Source organism: Roseburia sp. OM02-15, assembly GCF_003481835.1.
Taxonomy (GTDB): domain Bacteria; phylum Bacillota; class Clostridia; order Lachnospirales; family Lachnospiraceae; genus Eubacterium_I; species Eubacterium_I ramulus_A.
Genome location: NZ_QULX01000012.1, coordinates 36,806 through 60,640 on the forward strand (window position 1 = coordinate 36,806; position 23,835 = coordinate 60,640).

A 23,835-nucleotide genomic window follows, 5' to 3' on the forward strand; every position below is an offset into this window, starting at 1 on the left:
CATGATCATTGTCTGAATACATGTGATGAGTGAACTGTTAAACCGCGATTGGTATATTTGTGATCTGCGGACCGGTCTGATAATTATCCAGACGCACATCATCTCTTGTAAACTTGTAAAAATCCTTCACTTCCGGATTCAGCCAGAAGGTCGGAGCCGGAAGCGGCTCACGGGAGATCAGCTCCTGTACCAGCGGAATATGTCTGTCATAAATATGCGCATCCGCAATGACATGCACCAGCTCACCCACCTGCATATTGCAAACCTGCGCCAGCATATGCATGAGTACCGCGTACTGACACACATTCCAGTTATTTGCTGCCAGAATATCCTGGGAACGCTGATTCAATATCGCATTCAGCACCAGTTTATCCTGCCCCGGTTTCTTTGTCACATTAAATGTCATGCTGTAGGCACAAGGATACAGATGCATTTCATGCAGATCCGCGTGCACATAAATATTGGTCATAATACGGCGACTGTAAGGATTGTTTTTCAGATCATAGATCACACGATCCACCTGATCCATCATACCTTCCTTATACTGATGCTTTACGCCCATCTGATAACCATATGCTTTTCCGATGGAACCGGTTTCATCTGCCCACTCATCCCACACATGGCTGTGAAGATCATTGATATTGTTGGATTTCTGCTGCCAGATCCAGAGCATCTCATCCGTACAGCTCTTGATGGCAGTTCTGCGCAGAGTCAGTGCTGGAAATTCTTTGGACAGATCATAGCGATTTACCACACCAAACTGTTTGATGGTGTAAGCACTGGTTCCATCCTCCCATTTCGGGCGCACCTTTTCTCCCTCTGTGCTGGTTCCGTTTTCAATAATATCTTTACACATATTGATAAAAATGTGATCTGCGTAACTCATCTGCGTCCTCCAATTATATTTTCTATTTTAATATTTCGTTCCATAAAAATTCAAGTCGAACGCACGTGAGACTTGGTGCGTGATTCTGGTCAGCGAAAGCTGACATATTCTTCTCAGAATCACTGCACATCCCCGCGGAGCGTTTATCTCAGTCGGAGATTGTACTCCCACTGAGAAAGACTTGTTATTACTCACCACTTGCAGAAGTGGGAGTCTTCTCGACTGAGATAAATAGATCTGACATTCCTTCGACATCATATATTTTATTTTTCTCGTATTCGTAATAGTATAGCAAAAAAAACACAATTCTTAAAGTAGTAACTTGAAAAATACTGCATACAACAAATGGAAAACGCCGCAGCTTCCGGCACGCAAAAAAAGCGCGAGACGGTGCTATTGGTCTGGGAGACCAATAGCACCGACCGAAGAGGGCTTTATGTCCTCTGAGACCTCGAACTCCGCGGCGCCGCGGGTTCATGTTTTTAGGCGAAAAAAAAGGTATCCAATCGGATACCTTTTTAGGAAGCGCGAGACGGGACTCGAACCCGCGGCCTCGACCTTGGCAAGGTCGCGCTCCACCAACTGAGCCACTCGCGCATATCTTATTGTCTTTAGCTGTTCGCCTCAAGACAATTGATATGATACCGCGGTCAGTCCCAAAAGTCAAGCACTTTTTTCAATTTTTTTACATTATTTTTTATTCCATCTGAAATTTTGTACCAGAAGATAACATTTACTTTTTCAGATTCGAAAAAAACTGGTTCTTTTTTGTCAGATTCTAATGCTACCAGGTTCTCAGATAATAGAGCGCGTAGCGTCCTTTTCCCAATCAAATCCCCCTGCTTTCATCCAAAAAGCCTTTCTCCTATCTTTTCTCCCCATTTTTTCCGAAGGAACACATATTTTTCTTCTTTTTGCATATGATGTACAAAGTATGGTATGAGGGGGAAACTGTTGCATGCGTTCAAAGACAAAAATTATAGTGCTTCACATGAAAGAAGTCATTTATACAACCATTTTTATTATTCTCGGAATTGTACTCATTTTTTTACTGATCTACATGTTTGGTCCGGGCAGGCATCAGAAAAACGATAGCGACCAGCCGAAATACAAAGCCGGTGTATACACATCTTCAATCGCCTTTGAAGGGCAGACGTTGGATGTGCAGGTCGTAGTGGATGAAGATCACATTAACTCTGTGTCTTTTGTAAATCTGAATGATACCGTTGCCACCATGTATCCGCTGATGCAGTCCTCCATGGACAATATCAGTGAGCAGATCTGCAAAACGCAGTCCACCGACAACATTTCTTATTCGGAAGAAAATCAATATACCGCAACGATGCTCCTGAATGCAGTCGAAGATGCGCTGGACAAAGCGATTGTTTCTGATGAATAACATGAAACAACACTCATTTTTATTCGATTTTTGCAAAAAACAAACCCCATCGACGGGCATCTGCTGCTCACGATGGGGTAATATTTTTCAAAACTTTTTGGATTACTCTGATGCACTGTCTGTTGTGGTCAATCCGCTCAGATAATCACTCAGTGCTGCTGTGGAAAGTTCTGTTTTTGTCATCGGTTTCTTCTCCTGATAATAAGAATATCCGGAAAATCCGATCCAGCATACAACTGCTGCCGCAATCACTACACCAAGGGATCTTGCAAGTACACGATTGCGTTTTTCTTTTTTCATTGTCTGTTTTCTGTTTTTCTTTTCTTCTTTATATCTATCAACTTTTGCCTGACTCATATTCTGATAAGCTCCTTCTTGCTTTCTTTTCCCCAAAAGTATAGCATACCTGTTCGGGTTCGTCAATGAACGATACCGCCACTTCACTACAGTTCCCGGCATTTGTCTCTTGCATCCATTACTTTTTCCCGATATGATGGAAGCATAACAATCACGGATGGGCTTGCGATGATTCTGAAAAAATGTATCTGCTTACACTTACCAGAGCCTCGCACCAAATCTCATGTGCGTTCGACATTTTAATCATTTGAGAAGTACAGATTGTAGAGGGGGAAAATCCAATATGAAACACGATATCACTTACCCATCCTCGGATGGAAAAACACAGATTCACGCGATTATCTGGGAACCGGAAGGTACACCAAAAGCGGTCTTGCAGATTTGTCACGGCATGGTTGATTACGCAGACCGATACGACGATTTTGCACAACATGCTGCCGCTCAGGGTTACTATGTGGTCGCCAACGATCACCTTGGGCATGGCGCATCCGTTGTTACCGACGACCAGCACGGTTATTTCGGACACCCAAACGGCAATGAATGTGTTATTGCTGATATTCATACCCTGCGGACTATGACGCAGAAAAAATATCCGGATCTGCCTTATTTTTTCCTTGGACACAGCATGGGGTCCTTTCTGACTCGTCAGTATATCCAGATGCATGCGGATGGACTGGCAGGTGCCGTGATCATGGGAACCGGTTCCCAACCAGGCATTGTGTTACATATCGGAAAGCTGCTCTGCCGACTGATCGCGCTGTTTCGCGGATGGGAATACCGAAGTTCCTTTGTAGATAATATGGCATTTGGCGGTTACAATAAACAATTTGAACCTGCGCGTACACCAAGTGACTGGCTCACCAAGGATGAAGCCATTATTGATGCCTGTGTCAACAATCCGTGGTCTACTTTCCGCTTCACGGTAAACGGTTATTACCAGATGTTTCGTGGGATACAATATATTCAGAATCCGGCTCATATTCAGCAGATTCCAAAAAATCTGCCACTGTTTTTCGTTGCCGGTGCAGATGATCCTGTTGGAAATAATGGAAAAAGCGTGACGCAGGTCTGCCAGCAGTATAAAGATGCCGGCATTCAGGATGTACAGATCAAACTTTATCCGGGAGATCGGCATGAGATTTTGAACGAAACCGATCGTGATGTGGTTTATGCGGATATCCTTACGTGGCTGAACGGGCACCTTGCACGTAGGTAAAAATTCTGCGGCGGGAAAAATTTAGGTATTGAATGGGGAACCATGGGATTTTGTCTTGTCAGCTAACAATCGCTTTCCAAGAAAAAATCCCCTGATTCCCCAATTTACGTTACGGAATATATAAAACTTCCACTTCCCTAAACGTAATTTTTGAATCTCAATATCGCAAATTGGAAACTCCGGCTATTTTTCTTAGCGAGCGATTACTAGCCGATAAGACAAAATAGCCGGAGTTTCCTTCACAATCTTAAATTTTCACCACCAAAGAAACTTTTAAGATAACCGTTCCATTACCCAGTCAAGGTCAGAAGTCGTTTTCATTTTTTCCAGTACTTCTTCGTCTTCCAATACTTCACAGATCTTTGCCAGCAGATCCAGATGTTCATCCCCGATTCCGGCAATTCCAAACACAAGCTGTGCCTTTTCATCACCAAAATCAACACCTTCCGGATACTGTAAGAATACGATACCTGTTTTCTTTACGGTGCCTTTTGCCTGACTGGTTCCGTGCGGGATTGCAACACCCATTCCCATATAGGTTGTGATCAGTTTTTCACGTTCCTGCATAGCATCTACATAAGTTTCATCCACGTAGCCAAGCTGATGTAATAACTCACCTGCTGCTTGAATAGCTTCTTCTTTTGAAACAGGTGCCTGATTCAGACGAATTCCTTCTTTGATCAGAACCTGTTTTTTCTCAGAAGCAGCCTGTGATGTCTCAGCAAATACGTCTGAAATTTTTTCTTCTGTTTCTGCATTTTCAACAACAGGTGTCGTTTTCTCTGCCTGTTTTTCATTTATAACATTTGTATCAGCTATCGGTGTAGAAGCTGCTGTATCAGCGGTTTTGCTGGTCAGCTGTTCATACAGTTCATCCAATGCCGGATCCGCAAGGAAGTTTCCAATGGTCACAAGCTGTGCCTGCGGTGCAGATTTTCTTGCACGGTCTGCCAGTGTTGTCTGAACAACCGCGATATCGCAGTCTGCCGGAATATTATCGACAGAAGTGTTACTTACATGAATCTGCGGACAAACCGCTTTCAGACGGTTACGGAATTTTGTTGCTCCCATAGCAGAGGAACCCATTCCTGCATCACATGCGAAAATGATTTTCTTTACTTCAGATGCATCTTTGATTGCAACCGGAGCAGCAACCTCACCTTTTGCTTCTGCTTTCATCGCTGCCATCTCTGCCTGTGCATCTTCCAGACTGGTCTTGCCACCTGCCATTTTTACGATCGGTGATGCGATGGCAAAGGAAATACCTGTTGCGATAGCCACACCAACTAATACTTTCCAGATATCCGGTCCCGGAGCCATCATCAGATATGCAATGATGGAGCCCGGAGAAGCCGGTCCTACCAGACCGCAGCCTGTCAGGTTAAACCAGAAAATTGCTACCATATTTCCGACGATCGGTGCGATGATCACAAGCGGATTCATTAAAATATACGGGAAGTAAATCTCATGAATACCACCTAATACGTGAATGATCACAGCGCTCGGTGCGGACTGTTTTGTCTTTTTATCTTTACAGAAGAACATGTATGCAAGCAGAACACCAAGTCCAGGACCTGGGTTTGGCTCAAGCATATACATAATGGTTTTTCCGACCTCTGCTGCCTGTGCAGTAGCCAGCGGTGTGAAAATACCATGATTAATTGCATTGTTTAAGAATAATACTTTTGCCGGCTCAATGAAAATTGCAACCAGCGGAAGCAGGCTGTGGCTTACCAGAATATTTACTCCTGCTGCCAGAACAGCTAAAATACCACTCATCACCGGGCCGACAACCACATACCCCAGAATTGCCAGCAGCATACCAATGATACCTGCGGAAAAGTTGTTGATCAGCATCTCAAATCCTGCCGGCATATGGCCGTCCATCAGCTGATCAAATTTTTTGATACAAAATCCTGCCAACGGTCCCATAACCATAGCAGCCATCAGCATTGTGATAGATGTATCACTCATAATCGCACCGATAACTGCGATAGCACCTACGACACGACCTCTGTCGCCGCCTACCATTTTTCCACCGGTAGATGCGATCAGGATTGGGATCAGATATGTCAGCATCGGTGATACCATACTGTTTAATTTTTCATTTGGAATCCAGCCTGTATCGATGAACAGCGCTGCCAGAAAACCAAATGCGATCAATGCTCCAATATTCGGCATAACCATTCCCGACAGGAACTTACCGAATTTCTGTACTTTGTTTTTCACAATAATACCTCCCACTTTTGTAGTCCCCATACTACGAACACAATGGGAAATATTGCAAAACCAGCATCCGAAAAACTTTCTTTTTATGTACTATTTTTAATATACGACAATGTGATGTTTTTCACATTCCAAAAGAAAATCTTCCGGCAATTTTCCGTCGGATATAATGACGTCCACATCCGACAGACCACAGATTGTATAAGTACTTTTGACATCTGTTTTGGAAGAATCCATCAAAACGATCACCTGCTCCGCCTGCGCGATCGCTGTGCGTTTTAACATTGCTTCCTCACTGTTTCCACAGGTAAAACCTGCTTTCATTGAATACCCTGTTACCCCTAAAAATGTCTGATGAAAGTTTACCTGTTCCAGTTCCCGAATCGCGGAGATACCGTACATACTGATGCTGTAGCGGTTCAACTGTCCGCCGGTCAGCATGATGACAGGCTTTGTGAGATTGGCAAGTTCCGTTGCACAGGAAAGTCCTGTGGTATAGATCAGATTGGACTGATCCGGAAAAATCCGGGCAAGTTCTGTCGTTGTACTTCCGGAATCCAGAAAAATAGCGGTATCCGGCAGGATCAGATGTTTTGCCTTTTTTGCAATCTCCTGTTTTGCCTGTATGTTGCGCACCGAACGTCTGGTGAGATAGTCGTCTGTACCGATCACCAGCTGTACAGATTTTGCGCCACCATGAATCCTTACGATCTCTTTTGCCGCATCTAAGGCTTTAAGATCCGTACGGAGTGTCATTTCCGATACATTCGGGAACTGTTCCTTAATCTGTGAAAAACTTACGGTTCCGTGTTTGTTTACCAGTTCTGCAATCGCATTTCTGCGCATTTCCATTGCGTCCATAGTCTCTCCTCTCCGCCAGAGACTCTCAATTCCTGATGGATCGGAGAATTCTGGCAGTACTTATTCTGTAATAAAGTTTGCAAGTAAATATTCTTCTGCTTCCGGACACCATAATCCCTGATGTGTATCTACAATGTCAGCCAGAGCGATGTAACGGTCATCGTTTCTCTCTTCTGCTGCTTTTCTCAGTTCATCTAATGCTGTCAGCGGCATGCTTAAATGTGTATAAATTAATTTCTTTCCACCCGGAATCTTCGGAAGATTCAGAGTTGTCTCAGCTGCAGCATCCAGTCCACCGATATGTGTTACCATAACAGCCGGATTGATGCGTTTTGCAGCGGTCAGCTCCAGAGATTCGATCATGTCTGCAGTATTTCCACCGGTAGTTCCCATTACATGTGTAGAATTGTAATGTACATCGTAGAAATTCATCTCTGCGCTGAATTTTTTGTCTGTCGGACCTGCGAAGAAGTTCAGGCAGCCATCTCTTCCAAGGATTGCGCTGGACTGAGTTACAACAGATGATACCGGTGCATAACATAATACATCGTCATATCCTGTGCCGCCGGAGATTTTGATCAGCTCAGCAACCGGATCCTCAAAGTTTCCTGTATTTACAAAATGAAGATCGATTCCTTCCTTTTTATAATCAGCAACCGGGAATAATTCCTCTGCACGATCCAGACGCTCCTGATTAATGTCTGTAACAACAACCATGGATGGACGTACATCGCGGTGTAATGCATAGGTTAAAGCACCAAGTCCCATCGGGCCTGCACCTGCCATGATCGCAAGTTTACCATTCTCTTTGATACCCATCTCGTGTGTGTATACACCCATCTGTGTATGGTAAGCTGCATGGAAAGCTCCGATACTGCAGGACATCGGCTCAGCCAGAGAAGCTTCATAATAAGCACGGCCTTTGTACTCAAGCAGGCATCCAAGCTCCATAACCTCTGCTGGAATTACGCAATAAGTAGTATCTCCGCCAAAAAACTCATAAGAATATCCTGGGCTCCACATGGTTCCTTTGTAGTTTAATGCCGGCTGAAGTGTAAATTTCATACCCGGTTTAAACTGATCCTGATGATTTTTACCAACTTTTACGATGTCACCTGCGAACTCATGTCCCATGATTGCCGGATGCTCTGCAACATCCTCATGTACTCTCTTATGCTCTGTTCCAAGGATCGCACATTTGTAAGTTGACATACAAATACTGTCAGAAACTACTTTTACAAGGATTTCGTCATCTGTGATTTCCGGAAGTTCGAACTCTTCCAGTCTCAGGTCATTTGCTGCGTGTAATCTTACTCCTTTTGCTTTCATAATAAAAGCTCCTTTCTACATGTTATTCCCGTTTTTTCGCTTTTGCAACAACAAAAATATTTTCTTTTTCATTATTGCCTTTTATTGTTGTTTTAAAAGCTCATTTATTTTATTTCAACAGCTGTTGTCATTATAATATGCCTATACAGTGGAAATGTCAATTGTTGTTTTGACGTAAAAATACACAAAATTTTGCTTTAAATTTTTACTTCAAAAATTATAACTTTTGAATTGACAGAATACTTTTGTTGTGCTATATTGTTGGAACAACAGTAAAGACCTTTTTACTTTGTAACGTTTCAATCTTCATTATGAAAAGCGCCAACTTTTCATAGAAAAAGAGCAGCCGCACAACGCAGCTGCTCTTCTTTTTTCTCATATCCGAATATTCGGTATATGATTTTCTCTCTGATCTGAGTAGTTTTAGCAGGTCTTATTTGTCAGACATCTGCTCCTCCTGTCTCATGATCATTTTTTTCACCATTTCACCACCGATGGATCCTGCCTGACGGGATGTCAGATCTCCGTTGTAACCCTCTTTTAAAGGTACTCCAAGTTCGGATGCCACTTCCTGTTTGAAACGGTTCATTGCTTCTTTTGCCTCCGGAACTGACACTTTGTTTGAGCTCTTAGAATTACTCATGTTGTTACACCTCCGTAATGTTTTTCTCTATAGTAAAGACAGGGCGCTTCCCGGTAATTTTGTTGAATGGGAAAGGTTGTTTTTCTTTTCAACTCAACAGAAGTATCCTTGTGAAGCTTTCTGTCTTGTTCCTAGTATGAGCGGAGATGTGGTTTTTATGTCTGGGAAATTCTTCTTGTTTTTGGTGCCTTCACTAACTCAATTTCTTAATCACAAACTACTACGCCAGATACTGGCGCAGTGCCATCACATATTCCTGTCCCAGTTTGCTCAAAATCAGATTTTTTCTGGTGACATATCCGATCTCCATCTGATTTTCATCCTGTATATCACCCGTCTGATCTAAACTCCGAAACGGTACTGCCCGATAATCACTGCCATTTAATTCCTCACAGATCAAACCGGAACACAACGTATAGCCGTTTAGACCGACCATCAGATTCAGCATCGTTGCCCGGTCGTTGGCATGAATGATCTGACTGTATTCATTGGTCGGGAACAATTCTTCTGCCAGATAGAAAGAACTGTCATCTCCCTGTTCAAAGGACAGACACGGATAATGTTCCAGTTGTTCCAGCGTCAGATATGGTTCCTTCGCCAGCGGATGATCCTTCCACAAATACACATATGCTTTGCAGGTGATCAGCGGATGAAATTCCAGATTTGCAGATTTGAATAATTTTTCCATGGATTTTCGATTGAATTCGCTCAAATACAGGATTCCAATCTCACTTTTCATCGTGCTTACTTCCTGGATGACTTCCGCTGTCTTGGTCTCACGAATGGCTAATTCATATTTTGACATATCCAGTTTTTTTGCCACATCCACAAACGCTTTTACCGAAAAGGAATAATGCTGCGTAGATACCGCAAATTTCTTTTTATAAGAACCACCATCCCCATAACGCTGCATCAGCTGCTCATACTCCCGGTAAATCTCACGGGCATAGGTCAAAAACTCCACACCATCGTTTGTCAATGTCACACCGCGCCCGGTACGGAAAAAGATGGTAATTCCTACTTCTTTTTCCAGTTCCTTTAATGCATTGGTCAGAGACGGCTGCGATACATACAACTGTTCTGCTGCCTTATTTAGTGATTTCGTTTCCGCTATGGTCAATATATATTTTAACTGTACAAATGTCATGTCCATTCCTTCTTTCAGTAACTATGAATGCCTTAATGAAAAATAAGATAAAATTTCTTAACTGGTAGTTTAGCATTTTTATATCATACTGTAAAGATAGGAATTATATCAAATAATAGATTGTTCTATTTACTGCATACTCAATTTCACATTTAAAATTCTTCTTACAGAACAATCAATCTGTTCCTGTGTCAATGTACCATTCTCCAGCGCATCCAAAACGCCCTGATAGGCTTCCTGAAAATTTTCCGGCATCAACAGCATATCTGCACCTGCCTGTAATGCTTTGACCGCAGCATCGGCAGAAGAATAATTTTGTACGATAGCTCCCATATTCAAGGCATCTGTAATGACAATTCCATCGTAATTCCATTCATTTCGTAAAATATCCGTGATCATAACTGGCGATAATGAACTCGGTGTATTATCACCAATTACATTCGGTGCTGAAATATGCGCCACCATGACAAAAGGTACTCCATTCGCGCATGCCTCCTGAAACGGCACCAGTTCTTCCTGTTGTAATTCCTCCCTGGTCTTATCCGTGTACGCATAACCCTCATGAGTATCGCCGATGGTGCATCCATGTCCCGGAAAATGTTTTACACAGGATAATATTCCCGTTTCTTCAAATCCTTTCATTTCTGCCAACACCATATTGGTCACCAGTTCACTGTCAGAACCAAAAGAACGCTTGGCAACAATCTGATTTTCGGAATTGGTAAGTACATCTGCTACTGGGGCAAAATCCACATTAAATCCAAGATCCGAAAGATATGTCCCTATCGTAACCCCGACTTCATATGCTTTGTCAGTATCTCCGCTTTTCCCGATCAGATTCATCGAACCGACATTTTCTATGGAAAATCCATCATTTCCTGCAATTCTGGCTACCGTTCCGCCTTCCTCATCCACCGTCAGAAAAATTGGCAAATCCGCGATTTCTTTATACATTGTCTTGGTATTTTCCAATAATTTTTTTGTCTGATCTTCTGATACCAGATTGGCTTTCATATATACCATGCCGCCAACCGGATACTTTTCCAGTGCCTTTCGGGTCGCATTTCCAGCAGCCGTGACTGTCTGTACATCGGTAATGGCTTCCGGCGTAATGACAAATAGCTGTGCTACTTTTTCTTCGGTTGTCATATCTGCCAGATATTGTTCCACTTTTTCACGTTTCAACTCATCCGCTGATTTTTTGGGAACTTCTGATTTTTCAAGAACTTCCTGTTTTGTACTTACTTCCGAAATGTCCTGACTGGAATCTGTCGACAAACTCCCGTTATTCTGTTTTTCTGTGCTGCCGCATCCGACAACAAAAAATGCAGTGAGCACGGCAATTGCCGCGCCCACACTCATTCTTTTTATCCACTTTAATTTCATGGATCTAACCTCTTTATTCATACTCACAAATATAAGCAATTTTTCCACTCAAATAACTTTCTGTTTCAAGCGGGTTGTTTGCAACATCGTTCAGTACCCAGCGGTTTGCTGATTTCATATACAAAATTGCCATAACATCTTCTGTTACATCGCCATCCTGAAAACTCGGCTCATTTTCAAGCCACAGATCATTGCCCCAGAATGCACTGCTGTTCAGTGGTTCTCCATACAATTCACCATTTTCATTCTTCCAATAATAAGAGCTTCCACCATCGTTTCTGGTTCCTGATACATAAAAATAGCATGCCTCTGTGTTGGATGCCTGAATCTGTGCAATAATAGCATTCCACTCTTCTCTGGAATTGATTCGTGCCAGATATCCTCCACGCTTTATACAGTCATTATATGCTTCATCCCAGGTCATATCAGCGGTGATCACCTCATAGGTATGAATCCCCTCTTCAGATGACTGTTTGTCTGTCTCCTCTGAATCTGCTGAATCACTGTCCTGATCAGAATTCTGATTCTTATTCAAATTAGAATTTTTGTCTTTATCATCATTATCCTGATGATCTTTACTGTCGATGTTTTCATCATCCTTAGTATCCGACTTGGTAGCATGGTCGCTGCTTACAGTATAATTATTCTTTGACAGGAACGGTAACGTGTAACCCAAATGTTGCGCTACAAGTATAACTACAATCGCTGCCACAATTACGGCTATGACCACCACCAGCACCATCTTCACATTTCTTTTTTTATGATTCGGATATGATGAATCATACTGCATATTCTCCTGTTGCTCTTTGATTGGCTGCATCGGCTCTACTTCAGGTTTCCTTGGCACCTCAACCGGTTTCGGCTGCACACCAGCCTTCCTATTCTACGCATTTTTGTTAACGGATTCTATTGAAAATCCACAGTTGAAACAAAACTTTGCACCATCATCCAATTGCTTACCACACTTTGGACAAAACATTTTCTTTTCTCCTTTCTTCTCTCTACCTTTTTTCTATTGTAAGCTTCGATTTTCTTTTGCTTCCACTAACCAATCCTCATGCCAGCCAACGGCAATTCCCGTTTCGGTAGAGTCACACTGTATTGCTATTTGAATACAATCTTTTCTTAATTTTCTTTCGTATTGTCCCAATGTATCAAACTGCAGCCTGCAATTTAAAAAATATCGGTCTCTATATTCCCAATCATAGCCGATCTTTTGACCATTGCTATGAATAAAATATCCATCATTTCCATACGTTTCTTCATCATTCGGTTTCATTATGACATCATTGCAAACCTTACAATTATTAAACAATTCTGCAAAAGTATACATTGATTCATCGTGTTTATTATACATTGATGGTCTGTACATCACATTCTCCTTTTCTGCAATTTGCTCCCTTATTTATCTTTTCTTTCCATTAAACAAACACTCTCTGTATGAACAGTGTGGCAGAACTGATCCACAGCCCGGACACGCTTTAATTCATACCCATTTTCACACAGTATCTTCAGATCCCGTGCCAGTGTCGCAGAATCGCAGCTCACATAAACCACCCGATCCGGTGCCATTTTTACAATCGTCTCCAGCAGTTTTTCGTCACATCCCTTTCTCGGCGGATCTACCACAATCACATCTGCATGCGCCTTCCGTCCTGCTGCCGCCTCTTTCTCATAAAACTCTGGCAGTACTTCCTCAGATTTTCCAACGAAAAATTCTGCATTTTCGATACCATTTTTCACCGCATTCCGTTTCGCATTTTCAATCGCCTGCGGAATGATCTCCACACCATACACCTGTTTTGCCTTCTGCGCCAAAAACAGTGAAATTGTTCCAATGCCGCAATACAGATCCCAGACATTTTCCTCCCCGTGCAGATCTGCATACTCCAATGCCAAACCATAAAGTTTCTCCGTCTGCACCGGATTCACCTGATAAAAAGATACCGGTGAGATTTCATAAGAAATTTCTCCAATCTGATCTGTGATATATTCCTGTCCCCAGAGCACGACCGTCTTGCGTCCAAGAATCACGTTGGTACGCCCGGTATTACAATTGATAGAAATACTTGTCATTCCATCAATCTTGCGCAGCGCTTCCACCAGCTTTTCGCTGTGTGGCAGACTTTTTCCATTGATGATCAGACAGACCATCTTCTCCTTACTGGTAAATCCACAGCGAATCAACACATGACGCACCAGTCCTTTTCCGGTTTTCTCATCATATGCGGAAACATGATATTTTTCCATAAAATCAATGACAAGATCCAGAATCTCCCGATTTACAGGAAGTCCCAATGCACAGTCGCGATTCGGAATAATCGTATGCGTGCGTCCCGCATAAAATCCGGTCACGATATGCCCATCTTTGTCTGTTCCCACCGGGAACTGCGCCTTGTTCCGATAATGATATGGCTCTTCCATACCAACAATCGGTTCCATCGGGATTTCCGAAAATCCACCGATACGTTCCAGATTATTACGTACTTTACGCTCTTTAAACTCTAACTGTTTTTCATAGGACAAAGCCTGAATCTGACAGCCGCCACACTGTCTGTAATACGGACATTTCGGTTCCACACGATCCGGCGACGCCTCCAGGAGCTCCATAAGACGGGCATAGCCATAAGTCTTTTTCAGTTTCATGACCTTCGCCCGCACCACATCGCCAATAACGGCATCTTTTACAAAAAATGTCATACCGTCTGCTTTTCCGATACCAGCTCCGTCCACGCCCATATCCTCTATTTTCAAAATCAATTCATCGTTTTTCTGCATAGTTATCCTTTCCAAAAGTAACATCATTTTCAAATGTCAACAAGCAGCCATATCATGGCATCATTCCATGCCGCAATCTTTTCCAGTATCGTTGTATTTTTCAGAAATCTGCAAATTACATATCATCCTATCTTCTTAGAAATCAAGTGCTCCGGACACAACAGCATCGGGAGCACTTATTTTTACTCATCTGATATATTACTTGCTTGTTCTTCTGATATTAGAATCAAGGAAACGATTGAATCCCTGCCACTCCAGACTGTTTTCCGGAATGTTAGACAATGCTTCCCGCATAGTTTCCAGTTTTGCATCGGAGTTGTCCGCAAAACTCAGCGCAATCGCCTCTGCCAGCGCCGGTTTTTTCGGGGAACCATATTCCAGTTCGCCATGATGTGCCAGAATACAGTGAATCAGCTCAGAAGCTGTCCGTTTCGGAAATCCTTCAATCTGATCAATATGTTTCTGCACTTCCATGGCTCCGATCATAATATGTCCCAGTAACTGACCATCATCCGTGTAATCATTTGCCGGGAACGTAGAAAGCTCTGTAAGTTTTCCGATATCATGGAACATCGCAGCAGTCAGCAGCAGATCACGGTTCAGCATCGGATACAATTTGCTGAAAAAGTCACAGATCTGTGTCACATGTAACGTATGTTCTACCAGTCCGCCCACGAATCCGTGATGTACACTTTTGGCAGCGGAATGAAATTGGAAACGTTTTGCAAAGTCTGCATCTGCAAAGAAAGACTCTGCAAGCTGTTTCAGATATGGATGCTTCATCTGTGCGATATAAGCTAACAGTTTCTGATACATTTCTTCTATATTATATTCACTGACCGGAAGATAATCGGATGGATTCACATCGGTCTCTGACATTTTTTTCACACGTTTGACATTCAGCTGTAACGCGCCCTGAAAGCTGGTCACATCTCCGACCACATAGATATAATCCAGTTTGTCAAACTCCTCAATTCCGCTGGAACCAACATCCCAGATTTTTGCATCCAGGGTGCCCGTTTTATCCTGAAGAATCAGAGAATCATATGGTTTTCCTGCTTTTGTTGTCGCAGTCTGTTTATGTTTACACAGATATACCTCTCCGATTCGTTCTCCCTCACGCAGTTCTTCAATATATTTCATAATTCACTCATCCCCTGTCGGGTCCTTTCTATTTCATACTAATTCATACTGTCTTTTTCTTACGGTATTATTTTTACTGTCATGTTCTGACTGGTCTTGTTTTTGCCCTTATATTCTTATGTTCTTGCCACTTCAGCTATTTTGCCGCATCAAACGTTACTTCCACCGTCATTTCCTGATACTTCTTATCCGCGCCCATACGCTGAAGTGTGACTTTCTCCTGCTGCCCCTCTTTTTCCTGTAACAAACAGGTGCGATACTGTTCCGCGGAAGTCAGTTCTGTATTGCCAATCTGTGTGATCACATCGCCATTTTGAAGTCCCGCCTGCATCGCCGGCGAATCCTGTGCGACATTTTTCACATATACCCCTTTCGGGATCTTGTTCTCTTTGGCGATAGTACTTGACACTGTACTCACTTCCAGACCAAGATACGCCGGAGTATCCCCATTTGACATTTTTTCCAGCATAGAACGGATCTCTGTAATACCAATCGCTGTAACGGTACTTTGTGCTGCCTCCGTACCAAAACTCTGCAAGATCAGTCCCACGACCTCACCGTTTAAGTTGATCAGCGCACCACTTCCGCCTGAACCGGCATTAATATCTGTGGAAATCACTTTATAATTTGCATCCGTAGCTGTCACTTCATGACTGCTGGAAGTCACGTTTCCCGTCAGAACTGAAAAAGGCTCTCCAAGCGGACTTCCGATTGCGATCACAATGGTTCCCTGTGTCAGTGCCGAAGAACTTCCCAGAGTCGCTGCTGCCACCCGGTTTTGCGTATCCTCTGACACCTGACTTTTCTGTACACTTAAAACAGCAATTCCGGTCGTTCCATCGTACGCGATCAGTTCTGCTTCCGCAGTACTGTCATCATAAAAGCTGACCTCAATCTGGTTTGCTTCTGCAATCAACTTTCGCTCCGTAGCGATCAGATAACGACCGTTCGTATCGGCAAGAATAATGCCGGAACCCTGATTTTCCATCACATGCTCCGTGTCAAACCAATCCGTCGTCTGTCCGATGCCTTTGACGGACACCACGGATTTGTTCGCTTCCCGTCCCACCGCATACAGTTTATTTTGCAAAATCTGATAATCATTCAGATCCATCTGCTGCGTTTCTGTAATATATACCGGTTCATCAGCAGTATCCGCTTCTTTTGTCTCATCACTGGACAATACTACCTGCTCATTTTCGGACTGAAACAGCCGCTCGATTGCCGGTTTTACAGCACAAAACACCAGTGCAGCAACCACACCGAACACAGCTGCCAGAAGAATCGTCCATCCCAGACTCATTCTCCGTTTCTTTCGATCCGGCGGAATTTTCTTGATATGCTCTTTTACAAAATGATATTCTTCCTGCTTTTTCTTATCCATGGTCAAACACCTTTCTGAATCATTTCAGCGTCCACACATTCCGGAACGCCCTCAGCATATAAGTCTTATGGAACTATTATACGTTTTCTGTAATTCTTATGCAACTATTTCTTCCACAGTGCCAATACCATAGCAAAATTAATGCAATCTTCTCTTTTCACTTTCCTGATTATGCGTTAAAATATAAATAATAGCGACTTAATTTCGTTTATGTTGTTTATGTTATGGAGGACATATGAATCAAAAAGCATTAAAAGTTTTAGAATATGACAAAATCATTCACCTGCTTGCAGATCAGGCGACTTCCGATGCCGGCAAAAAACGCTGTCTCGAACTGAAGCCTATGACAGACAAACAGGATATCATACAGGCACAGACACAGACATCGGATGCACTTTCCCGCATCTACCGCAAAGGCAATCTGACTTTCGGTGGCTTAAAAGATCCGGGATTTCAGATGAAACGACTGGAAATCGGCGGTACATTAAACGCTGCCGAACTTCTGTCTGTCTGTAACCTGTTAGAGATTACGAAACGCGCAAAATCTTATTCCAGAGAAAACCGTGACGATCTGCCAAAGGATTCGCTGGATGATATGTTTGCAAGACTTGAGCCGCTGACACCGCTTTTAGAAGAAATCCGCCGCTGTATTTTAGCAGAGGATGAGATCAGTGATGATGCAAGCCCGGCTCTGCACAGTGTGCGGCGGACCATCCGCAATATCAATGACAAGATCCATGGTGCCATGAACAGTTTGTTGAACAGTTCCACCACCCGTTCTTATTTACAGGATACGGTTGTCACCATGCGAAACGGTCGTTACTGTCTGCCGGTCAAGGCAGAATACAAAGGACAGGTTCCAGGCATGATCCACGATCAGTCCGCTACCGGTTCCACCCTGTTTATCGAACCGATGTCCGTTGTAAAATTAAATAACGATTTAAAAGAAGCATTTTTAAAAGAGCAGGAAGCCATCGAAGCAGTGTTGGCAGAACTCAGTAATCTGACTGCCCAGTACTCAGATTTCCTGATGGATAATTATCATATCCTGACGGATCTTGATTTTATTTTTGCAAAGGCAAATCTGGCAAAAATCCAAAACGGTATGGCTCCGATCTTCAACACGGAAGGACGTATCCGGATCCGTCAGGGACGCCATCCGCTGCTGAACCCGAAAAAAGTCGTTCCCATCGATGTTCATCTGGGCGATGAGTTTCACCTGCTGATCGTTACCGGACCGAATACTGGTGGTAAAACCGTTTCTTTAAAAACGGTCGGTCTGTTTACCCTGATGGGACAGGCAGGATTGCACATTCCGGCAAAAGATCGTTCCGAACTTGCTATTTTTGACGATGTATACGCAGATATCGGAGATGAACAGAGTATTGAGCAGAGTCTGAGTACTTTTTCTTCTCATATGACAAACATCGTTTCCATCCTGAAACATGCTACCCCGCACTCCCTCGTTCTTTTTGATGAGTTGTGTGCCGGTACAGATCCGGATGAAGGTGCCGCCCTTGCGATTTCCATCCTCGACCGTCTTCGTCAGGATAAGATTCGCACCATGGCAACCACGCACTACAGTGAGATCAAGCTTTACGCACTCTCCACAGAAGGTGTAGAAAATGCCTGCTGCGAATTCAGCGTACAGACCTTAAGCCCTACCTACCGTCTGCTGATCGGTATTCCGGGCAAAAGTAATGCCTTTGCCATTTCCAGCAAGATCGGACTTCCTTCTGATCTGATCGAAGATGCCAAAACACGCATTACCAAAGAAAATGAAAGTTTTGAGGACGTGATCGCTGATCTGGAACAGAGCCGTCTCACCATTGAAAAAGAACAGGCAGAGATCAACCGTTACAAACAGGAAGCTGCCTCTTTAAAGAAACAATTAGAAGAAAAACAGGATAAATTAAACCGCAGCCGCGACCGTATTTTACAGGAAGCAAACCAACAGGCCGCCGCTATTTTAAAAGAAGCAAAAGATCTGGCAGACGAAACCATCCGCAACTTCCATAAATATGGCAAAACTCATGTGGATGCTGCTGCCATGGAAAAAGACCGTGAAAAAGTCCGCAAGAAACTGGACAAAGCTCAGTCCAAATCTTCCATGAAAAAGAAAGCTGCCGTCAACCACAACGTTCCGAAGAAGCTGCGTCTGGGGGATTCCGTCAAGATTCTCAGCATGAACCTGAAGGGAACCGTTCACACCCTTCCGGATGCCAAAGGAAATCTGTTCGTGCAAGCTGGTATCCTGCGTTATCAGACCAATATCCGCGATCTTGTTCTGTTAAACGAAGATGCCACTCCGGTTGTACAAAACACAAAAACCGGCGCCGGCAAGCTGAAAATGGCAAAATCATTATCCGTTTCTCCAGAAATCAACCTGATCGGTAAAACCGTAGATGAAGCTCTAATGGAACTGGATAAATATCTGGATGACGCTTATCTGGCACATTTAAAAACCGTGCGTATTGTTCACGGAAAAGGTACCGGTGCGCTGCGCAAAGCGGTTCAGAACCATTTAAAGAAACAAAAATATGTAAAATCTTATCATCTTGGCGAATTTGGCGAAGGTGATGCCGGTGTAACGATCGCCGAATTCGAATAGGAGGAAAATTATGGCAGTCAAACAGAAAATTCTGATCGTAGATGACGATGCCAATATCGCTGAGCTGATCTCATTGTATCTGCTGAAAGAATGTTATGATACGAAGATCGTAGAAGACGGAGAATCCGCTCTGCGCGAATTTAAAACTTATCAGCCAAATCTCATTTTACTGGATCTGATGCTCCCGGGCATCGACGGATATCAGGTCTGCCGTGAGATCCGGACACAGTCCAACGTACCGATCATTATGCTTTCTGCCAAAGGTGAAGTATTTGACAAAGTACTTGGTCTGGAACTTGGCGCTGACGACTATATCATCAAGCCATTCGATTCTAAGGAATTAGTTGCGAGAGTCAAAGCAGTGCTGAGACGCTATCAGGTCATGAAACCGGAAAAGGCAGAACCAGAGATCAAATGTGTGGAATATCCGGATCTGGTCATCAATCTGACCAACTACTCTGTCATGTATTACGGACAGATCATCGACATGCCGCCAAAGGAGCTGGAACTTCTGTATTTCCTTGCTTCCTCTCCAAATCAGGTGTTCACCAGAGAACAGCTTTTGGACAACATCTGGGGCTATGAATATCTGGGCGACACACGTACCGTTGACGTACATGTCAAACGTCTCCGGGAAAAAATCAAAGATCACGAACATTGGGGGATTTCAACGGTATGGGGCATCGGATACAAATTCGAACGCCGCTAACCGCATTTATTTCATATGAAACATAAAATACTTTTCAGGATGATATTTTCTTATCTTGTATTTGCAGTGCTTGGATTTATTATGATATCCACCTTTACTGCCCGTTACAATCAGAAATATCTCGAAAAACATTTTGCCTCTGCTCTACGCCGGGAAAGTAACCTGATCGCCACGTCCTTTGGAACCAACTATTACAGTTCCGATATGACGCTGACACAGTTTCAAAAACAGCTTTATGCAGTAGGCAGCTACCTGAATGCAGATATTTATGTCGTGGATACCGACGGGAAAATTCTTGTGACTTCTACCGAATCCTGGGAAGCCACTGACTCCGAAATGATCCCGGATTTTGACATTCTGGATTTTGGAAGCGATTATTATAATATCAACCATTTTTACAACCTTTATGATTCCGATGTGCTAAGTGTTTATACGCCGGTCACTCATAATTACAGTGTAAGCTGTTATGTCCTGATCTGTCAGCCACTGAGCCACATTTCAGATCTGCAATATGGCTTACTGAACAGTTATTATCTGTCCCTGATTTTTCTGGCACTGCTGGCCATGATCATTTTGGTGGTATTCTTCTTTACCGTTTACCGCCCACTGAATACGATCTGTAAAGCCGCTGTCTCCTATGCAGAGGGCGATTTTGAAACCAAACTGGAGTTGCATCGGCAGGATGAACTTGGAACACTGGCAGATACTTTAACCTACATGGCAGTGGAATTGGATGCACTTGAAAACGATCAGCACAAATTCGTTTCCAATGTGTCTCACGACTTCCGTTCTCCACTGACATCCATCAAAGGTTACGCACAGGCGATGGCAGATGGTACGATTCCACCGGAGTTACAGGAAAAATATTTAAACGTTATCATTTTTGAAGCAGAACGTCTGGAAAAGCTGACGCAAAGTCTTCTGGAATTGAATAAATATGGTTCTAAAGGCACGTACCTGAATCTGACCGTATTTGATCTGAATCAGCTCATCAAACGAACAATACTGATGTTTGAGGGACGCTGTAAAGAAAAGCGCCTTTCCTTTGACCTGATCCTGACCGGAGACGAACTGTATGTCAAAGCAGATTCCGCAAAAATTGATCAGGTTATGCACAATCTGATCGACAATGCTTTTAAATTCAGCAATGCAGATTCCGCCATCACGATTGAAACTACGCTGCGAAACGGAAAGGTATTTGTATCCGTCAAAGATCGCGGCATTGGTATTCCCAAAGACAGCATCGGACGTATCTGGGAACGTTTTTATAAGACAGATGCATCCCGTGGAAAAGATAAAAAAGGCACCGGACTTGGTCTTGCCATTGTAAAAGAGATCATTCATGCACACCATGAAAATATTAATGTCATCAGTACCGAAGGGGTAGGAACCGAATTTATCTTCACCCTCCCTTATGCAGAGAATGAAAATTAATTTCTTCTCATTCTCCTTGCAATAGATTTGTGAACATTTATACTTACTTCTTATGACCGGCAGATTGTATAGATAATCAAGCGTTTAATAAGAAATTCAGCATAATTTCCAATCAAGCAAAGAAAGAACCCGAACAGTTCATTTCTGATCTGTTCGGGTTTTCCTTTTTACTCCACATTCACCATTGCTTTTTCCCGCATGGTTCGTTTTTTCTTCACATCTGCTTTTGCTTTTTTACTCACCTTTCTATGATAGTTATTATCAAAGGATATTTTCTCCAGCTGGTCCAGAATCCGTTTCTGTCCCTTCTGTGGCTTTGCAAAATAGACAATCAGTAAAATGGCAAGCAATACAGTCGCGACAATGGATACTTCCATATCCTGACGTGCGATTGCTCCAAATATTGCTGCGATACAGAGCGCTGCTCCCATTCCAAGAAACAGATTTGCTGTTTTCTTCTTTCCGAATTTACCAACAATCTTACAACCACGCTCATCATCTTCGATTGTTCCATTAAAGTAAAGTCCAAGACTCATACCTTTAATTTCAAACTCTTTGTGATGGCAGATCGTAAAGTCCCTGTCATTCTTAAAATGTCCCCAAAAGCAATTCTGCTGCTGATACGCACGCATATTCTCTCTTGAATCTTCCACAACCTTATTTTCCCACGACATTTTCCACTCACGCGGGGTCAGGTGACTGATAATTGTTACATTTTCCATACGTTAAAAAACAAACTTTCTAAAAATTATTTCTTCCTATGCCAGTAATGGTACTAAGAACAGGAATCCAAGTGCTGTAACGATACCGGATACGATCAGTACGATTGCACAGTAACCCATGATATCTCTTGCACCCAGACCTGCGATACCAAGTGCCGGAAGTGCCCAGAACGGCTGCAGCATGTTTGTCCATGCATCACCCCAGGCAATACCCATAGCTGTAACAGCTGGTGTAACGCCAAGTTTTAATCCTGCAGGCATCATGATAGGTCCCTGAACAGCCCACTGTCCGCCGCCTGACGGTACGAAGAAGTTTACGATACCTGCTGCTAAGTAGCACAGTACCGGGAATGTACGCGGTGTAGAAATACTTACAAATCCATTACTGATTGCAGATGCAAGGGATACGCCGTTTGAACCTGCGGTAACCATCATACCCTGAATACCAGCGTAGAATGGGAACTGTAAGATAATACCACCAGCACTCTCTGCAGACTCCATGATGGCTTTTACATAACCGATCGGTGTCTTATGGAATGCAATACCAAGGATTAAGAAAATCAAGTTTACGATATTCAGTGATAATGCGTTCAGAATAGAACCTGCATTCACGAAATAGTAAATCAGATAAACTGCTCCGATTACAACAACGATATAAGAAAGAATCATACTGTTCTCAAGTTTCTCAGCCGGTGTACGATCTTTTTTCGCTTTTGTCTCAACTGCTTCCGGTGCATCTTCCAGAAGTTTCGGATCGATGGAAACAACATCTTTTGCATCCGGATGCATTTTTGCATTTACGATAGCGACAACAACTACTACTGCTACAACCATGATCAGGTTCCATGCAGAGAAAATTGTCTGTGATGTAGGAACAACCTCTGTAACTGCTCCACCTGTATTTGCAACAGTTCCGTCAACATCGAGAGCTGTCATACCAAGCGGAATAGATCCGGAAATTCCTGAATGCCAGATTACGAATCCTGAATAAGCGGCTGCAATGATCAGACGATAATCAAGACCTTTGATCTTCTTTGCTACTTCTTTTGCAAGTAATGCGCCGATGATCAGACCAAATCCCCAGTTAATGAAGCAGCAGATTGCAGAAATAATTGTAACGAATGCAACTGCTCCTGCTGGTTTTTTCGGTACTCCAGCAAGTTTTACAATAATTCTCTTGATAGCCGGTGCGTTTGCCAATGCACTACCAAGTACAAGAACCAGTGCCATCTGCATGGAGAATGCTAACAGTCCCCATACACCTGATCCCCAGGCGTTTGCAACTTCGATCGGATTCATACCTGCTACCGGCATTGCTGCGATAAATACGACAATCGTTAAGATAATACAGAAAACGAATGCGTCAGGAAGGAATCGCTGTACGAGTTTTACACAGCCATTTGTAAATTTTTTAAACATAGTCCCCTCTCCTTTCTCTACCTTGAACTATATGTTGTATTATACTCCTCTTTTTTTGAGTTACCAAGCAGTTACTTAATAACAAATCAAATTTGAGAAAAATTGAATCGTTTTTATACTTTTTTAGCATTTTTTATAATTTTTTTATATTTGTAAAAAATAGTAGGCAAATTCGCTTATAAACC

Annotated in this window: 21 protein-coding genes and 1 tRNA gene; 5 read left to right on the forward strand and 17 right to left on the reverse strand. The window is 42.9% G+C overall.

Features of this window, described 5'->3' with window-relative positions; all coding sequences use genetic code 11:
• Positions 1–37 precede the first annotated feature (37 nt).
• Both thyA and DXB15_RS11435 read right to left on the reverse strand, forming a co-directional pair.
• Positions 38–886, reverse strand: coding sequence for a thymidylate synthase (gene thyA, locus DXB15_RS11430; RefSeq protein WP_109216037.1), 849 nt, complete (start codon positions 884–886; stop codon positions 38–40).
• Between the two features lie 524 nt (positions 887–1,410).
• Positions 1,411–1,483 (reverse strand) — tRNA-Gly (locus DXB15_RS11435).
• Between the two features lie 361 nt (positions 1,484–1,844).
• On the opposite strand from DXB15_RS11435, the gene DXB15_RS11445 reads away from it, so the two are divergent.
• Positions 1,845–2,285 carry an FMN-binding protein gene (locus DXB15_RS11445; protein WP_109216035.1) on the forward strand — a complete coding sequence of 147 codons (441 nt, stop codon included), beginning with the start codon at positions 1,845–1,847 and terminating at the stop codon, positions 2,283–2,285.
• 102 nt (positions 2,286–2,387) lie between these two features.
• Here the strand turns inward: DXB15_RS11445 and DXB15_RS11450 are convergent, their stop codons facing one another.
• Positions 2,388–2,642: a hypothetical protein gene (locus DXB15_RS11450; RefSeq protein ID WP_109216034.1), complete on the reverse strand. Its 255-nt coding sequence runs from the start codon at positions 2,640–2,642 to the stop codon at positions 2,388–2,390.
• 283 nt (positions 2,643–2,925) lie between these two features.
• Between DXB15_RS11450 and DXB15_RS11455 the strand changes: the two genes are divergently transcribed.
• Positions 2,926–3,858: an alpha/beta fold hydrolase gene (locus tag DXB15_RS11455; RefSeq protein ID WP_109216033.1), complete on the forward strand. Its 933-nt coding sequence runs from the start codon at positions 2,926–2,928 to the stop codon at positions 3,856–3,858.
• A 273-nt stretch (positions 3,859–4,131) separates the two neighbouring features.
• Here the strand turns inward: DXB15_RS11455 and DXB15_RS11460 are convergent, their stop codons facing one another.
• From DXB15_RS11460 to DXB15_RS11515, 12 genes are all read right to left on the reverse strand, one after another.
• The gene (locus DXB15_RS11460) at positions 4,132–6,087 is read right to left on the reverse strand and encodes a PTS mannitol transporter subunit IICBA (protein ID WP_118703036.1); all 1,956 of its coding nucleotides are present in this window, start codon (positions 6,085–6,087) and stop codon (positions 4,132–4,134) included.
• A gap of 96 nt (positions 6,088–6,183) precedes the next feature.
• A complete protein-coding gene (locus DXB15_RS11465) occupies positions 6,184–6,945 on the reverse strand; it encodes a DeoR/GlpR family DNA-binding transcription regulator (RefSeq protein ID WP_118703037.1) in 762 nt (253 codons plus the stop codon).
• Positions 6,946–7,005: 60 nt separating this feature from the next.
• On the reverse strand, positions 7,006–8,274 hold the full coding sequence (locus tag DXB15_RS11470) for a zinc-binding dehydrogenase (protein ID WP_118703038.1): 1,269 nt from the start codon (positions 8,272–8,274) through the stop codon (positions 7,006–7,008).
• A gap of 433 nt (positions 8,275–8,707) precedes the next feature.
• Complete coding sequence (locus DXB15_RS11475; protein ID WP_109216029.1) at positions 8,708–8,917, reverse strand: alpha/beta-type small acid-soluble spore protein; 210 nt, start codon at positions 8,915–8,917, stop codon at positions 8,708–8,710.
• A gap of 220 nt (positions 8,918–9,137) precedes the next feature.
• Positions 9,138–10,064 carry a LysR family transcriptional regulator gene (locus tag DXB15_RS11480; protein WP_109216028.1) on the reverse strand — a complete coding sequence of 309 codons (927 nt, stop codon included), beginning with the start codon at positions 10,062–10,064 and terminating at the stop codon, positions 9,138–9,140.
• Between the two features lie 129 nt (positions 10,065–10,193).
• Positions 10,194–11,450, reverse strand: coding sequence for a glycoside hydrolase family 3 protein (locus tag DXB15_RS11485; protein WP_242979880.1), 1,257 nt, complete (start codon positions 11,448–11,450; stop codon positions 10,194–10,196).
• Between the two features lie 13 nt (positions 11,451–11,463).
• A complete protein-coding gene (locus tag DXB15_RS11490; RefSeq protein WP_118703039.1) occupies positions 11,464–12,318 on the reverse strand; it encodes a C-type lectin domain-containing protein in 855 nt (284 codons plus the stop codon).
• Positions 12,319–12,333: 15 nt separating this feature from the next.
• Positions 12,334–12,429 (reverse strand): zinc-ribbon domain-containing protein, encoded by a 96-nt coding sequence (locus DXB15_RS17740; protein ID WP_118703040.1) that lies wholly within the window; start codon positions 12,427–12,429, stop codon positions 12,334–12,336.
• A 33-nt stretch (positions 12,430–12,462) separates the two neighbouring features.
• Positions 12,463–12,822, reverse strand: a complete 360-nt coding sequence (locus DXB15_RS11500; protein ID WP_118703041.1) for a hypothetical protein — start codon at positions 12,820–12,822, stop codon at positions 12,463–12,465.
• A 29-nt stretch (positions 12,823–12,851) separates the two neighbouring features.
• Positions 12,852–14,228, reverse strand: a complete 1,377-nt coding sequence (gene rlmD, locus DXB15_RS11505) for a 23S rRNA (uracil(1939)-C(5))-methyltransferase RlmD (protein ID WP_118703042.1) — start codon at positions 14,226–14,228, stop codon at positions 12,852–12,854.
• 198 nt (positions 14,229–14,426) lie between these two features.
• The gene (locus DXB15_RS11510; protein ID WP_109216025.1) at positions 14,427–15,371 is read right to left on the reverse strand and encodes a 3'-5' exoribonuclease YhaM family protein; all 945 of its coding nucleotides are present in this window, start codon (positions 15,369–15,371) and stop codon (positions 14,427–14,429) included.
• A gap of 136 nt (positions 15,372–15,507) precedes the next feature.
• Complete coding sequence (locus tag DXB15_RS11515) at positions 15,508–16,755, reverse strand: S1C family serine protease (protein WP_109216024.1); 1,248 nt, start codon at positions 16,753–16,755, stop codon at positions 15,508–15,510.
• Between the two features lie 235 nt (positions 16,756–16,990).
• Here DXB15_RS11515 and DXB15_RS11520 point away from each other — a divergent pair, with 235 nt between their 5' ends.
• The 3 genes from DXB15_RS11520 to DXB15_RS11530 are packed head-to-tail and all read left to right on the forward strand — an operon-like array spanning position 16,991 to position 21,509.
• Positions 16,991–19,366, forward strand: coding sequence for an endonuclease MutS2 (locus DXB15_RS11520; RefSeq protein ID WP_118703043.1), 2,376 nt, complete (start codon positions 16,991–16,993; stop codon positions 19,364–19,366).
• Positions 19,367–19,376: 10 nt separating this feature from the next.
• Positions 19,377–20,075, forward strand: a complete 699-nt coding sequence (locus DXB15_RS11525) for a response regulator transcription factor (protein ID WP_109216022.1) — start codon at positions 19,377–19,379, stop codon at positions 20,073–20,075.
• Positions 20,076–20,114: 39 nt separating this feature from the next.
• Positions 20,115–21,509, forward strand: a complete 1,395-nt coding sequence (locus DXB15_RS11530; protein ID WP_330427515.1) for a HAMP domain-containing sensor histidine kinase — start codon at positions 20,115–20,117, stop codon at positions 21,507–21,509.
• Between the two features lie 167 nt (positions 21,510–21,676).
• Here DXB15_RS11530 and DXB15_RS11535 read toward each other — a convergent pair whose 3' ends face one another.
• A complete protein-coding gene (locus DXB15_RS11535; RefSeq protein ID WP_146190219.1) occupies positions 21,677–22,162 on the reverse strand; it encodes a hypothetical protein in 486 nt (161 codons plus the stop codon).
• Between the two features lie 105 nt (positions 22,163–22,267).
• Positions 22,268–23,650, reverse strand: coding sequence for a short-chain fatty acid transporter (locus DXB15_RS11540; RefSeq protein WP_109216019.1), 1,383 nt, complete (start codon positions 23,648–23,650; stop codon positions 22,268–22,270).
• Positions 23,651–23,835: the final 185 nt, after the last annotated feature.

Excerpts from the sequence above, each read along its gene's own strand:
- thyA (WP_109216037.1), bottom strand. The coding sequence starts at position 886 with ATGAGTTACGCAGATCACATTTTTATCAATATGTGTAAAGATATTATT.
- DXB15_RS11445 (WP_109216035.1), top strand. The coding sequence starts at position 1,845 with ATGCGTTCAAAGACAAAAATTATAGTGCTTCACATGAAAGAAGTCATT.
- DXB15_RS11450 (WP_109216034.1), bottom strand. The coding sequence starts at position 2,642 with ATGAGTCAGGCAAAAGTTGATAGATATAAAGAAGAAAAGAAAAACAGA.
- DXB15_RS11455 (WP_109216033.1), top strand. The coding sequence starts at position 2,926 with ATGAAACACGATATCACTTACCCATCCTCGGATGGAAAAACACAGATT.
- DXB15_RS11465 (WP_118703037.1), bottom strand. The coding sequence starts at position 6,945 with ATGGACGCAATGGAAATGCGCAGAAATGCGATTGCAGAACTGGTAAAC.
- DXB15_RS11470 (WP_118703038.1), bottom strand. The coding sequence starts at position 8,274 with ATGAAAGCAAAAGGAGTAAGATTACACGCAGCAAATGACCTGAGACTG.
- DXB15_RS11475 (WP_109216029.1), bottom strand. The coding sequence starts at position 8,917 with ATGAGTAATTCTAAGAGCTCAAACAAAGTGTCAGTTCCGGAGGCAAAA.
- DXB15_RS11480 (WP_109216028.1), bottom strand. The coding sequence starts at position 10,064 with ATGACATTTGTACAGTTAAAATATATATTGACCATAGCGGAAACGAAA.
- DXB15_RS11485 (WP_242979880.1), bottom strand. The coding sequence starts at position 11,450 with ATGAAATTAAAGTGGATAAAAAGAATGAGTGTGGGCGCGGCAATTGCC.
- DXB15_RS17740 (WP_118703040.1), bottom strand. The coding sequence starts at position 12,429 with ATGTTTTGTCCAAAGTGTGGTAAGCAATTGGATGATGGTGCAAAGTTT.
- DXB15_RS11500 (WP_118703041.1), bottom strand. The coding sequence starts at position 12,822 with ATGTACAGACCATCAATGTATAATAAACACGATGAATCAATGTATACT.
- rlmD (WP_118703042.1), bottom strand. The coding sequence starts at position 14,228 with ATGCAGAAAAACGATGAATTGATTTTGAAAATAGAGGATATGGGCGTG.
- DXB15_RS11510 (WP_109216025.1), bottom strand. The coding sequence starts at position 15,371 with ATGAAATATATTGAAGAACTGCGTGAGGGAGAACGAATCGGAGAGGTA.
- DXB15_RS11515 (WP_109216024.1), bottom strand. The coding sequence starts at position 16,755 with ATGGATAAGAAAAAGCAGGAAGAATATCATTTTGTAAAAGAGCATATC.
- DXB15_RS11520 (WP_118703043.1), top strand. The coding sequence starts at position 16,991 with ATGAATCAAAAAGCATTAAAAGTTTTAGAATATGACAAAATCATTCAC.
- DXB15_RS11525 (WP_109216022.1), top strand. The coding sequence starts at position 19,377 with ATGGCAGTCAAACAGAAAATTCTGATCGTAGATGACGATGCCAATATC.
- DXB15_RS11530 (WP_330427515.1), top strand. The coding sequence starts at position 20,115 with ATGATATTTTCTTATCTTGTATTTGCAGTGCTTGGATTTATTATGATA.
- DXB15_RS11540 (WP_109216019.1), bottom strand. The coding sequence starts at position 23,650 with ATGTTTAAAAAATTTACAAATGGCTGTGTAAAACTCGTACAGCGATTC.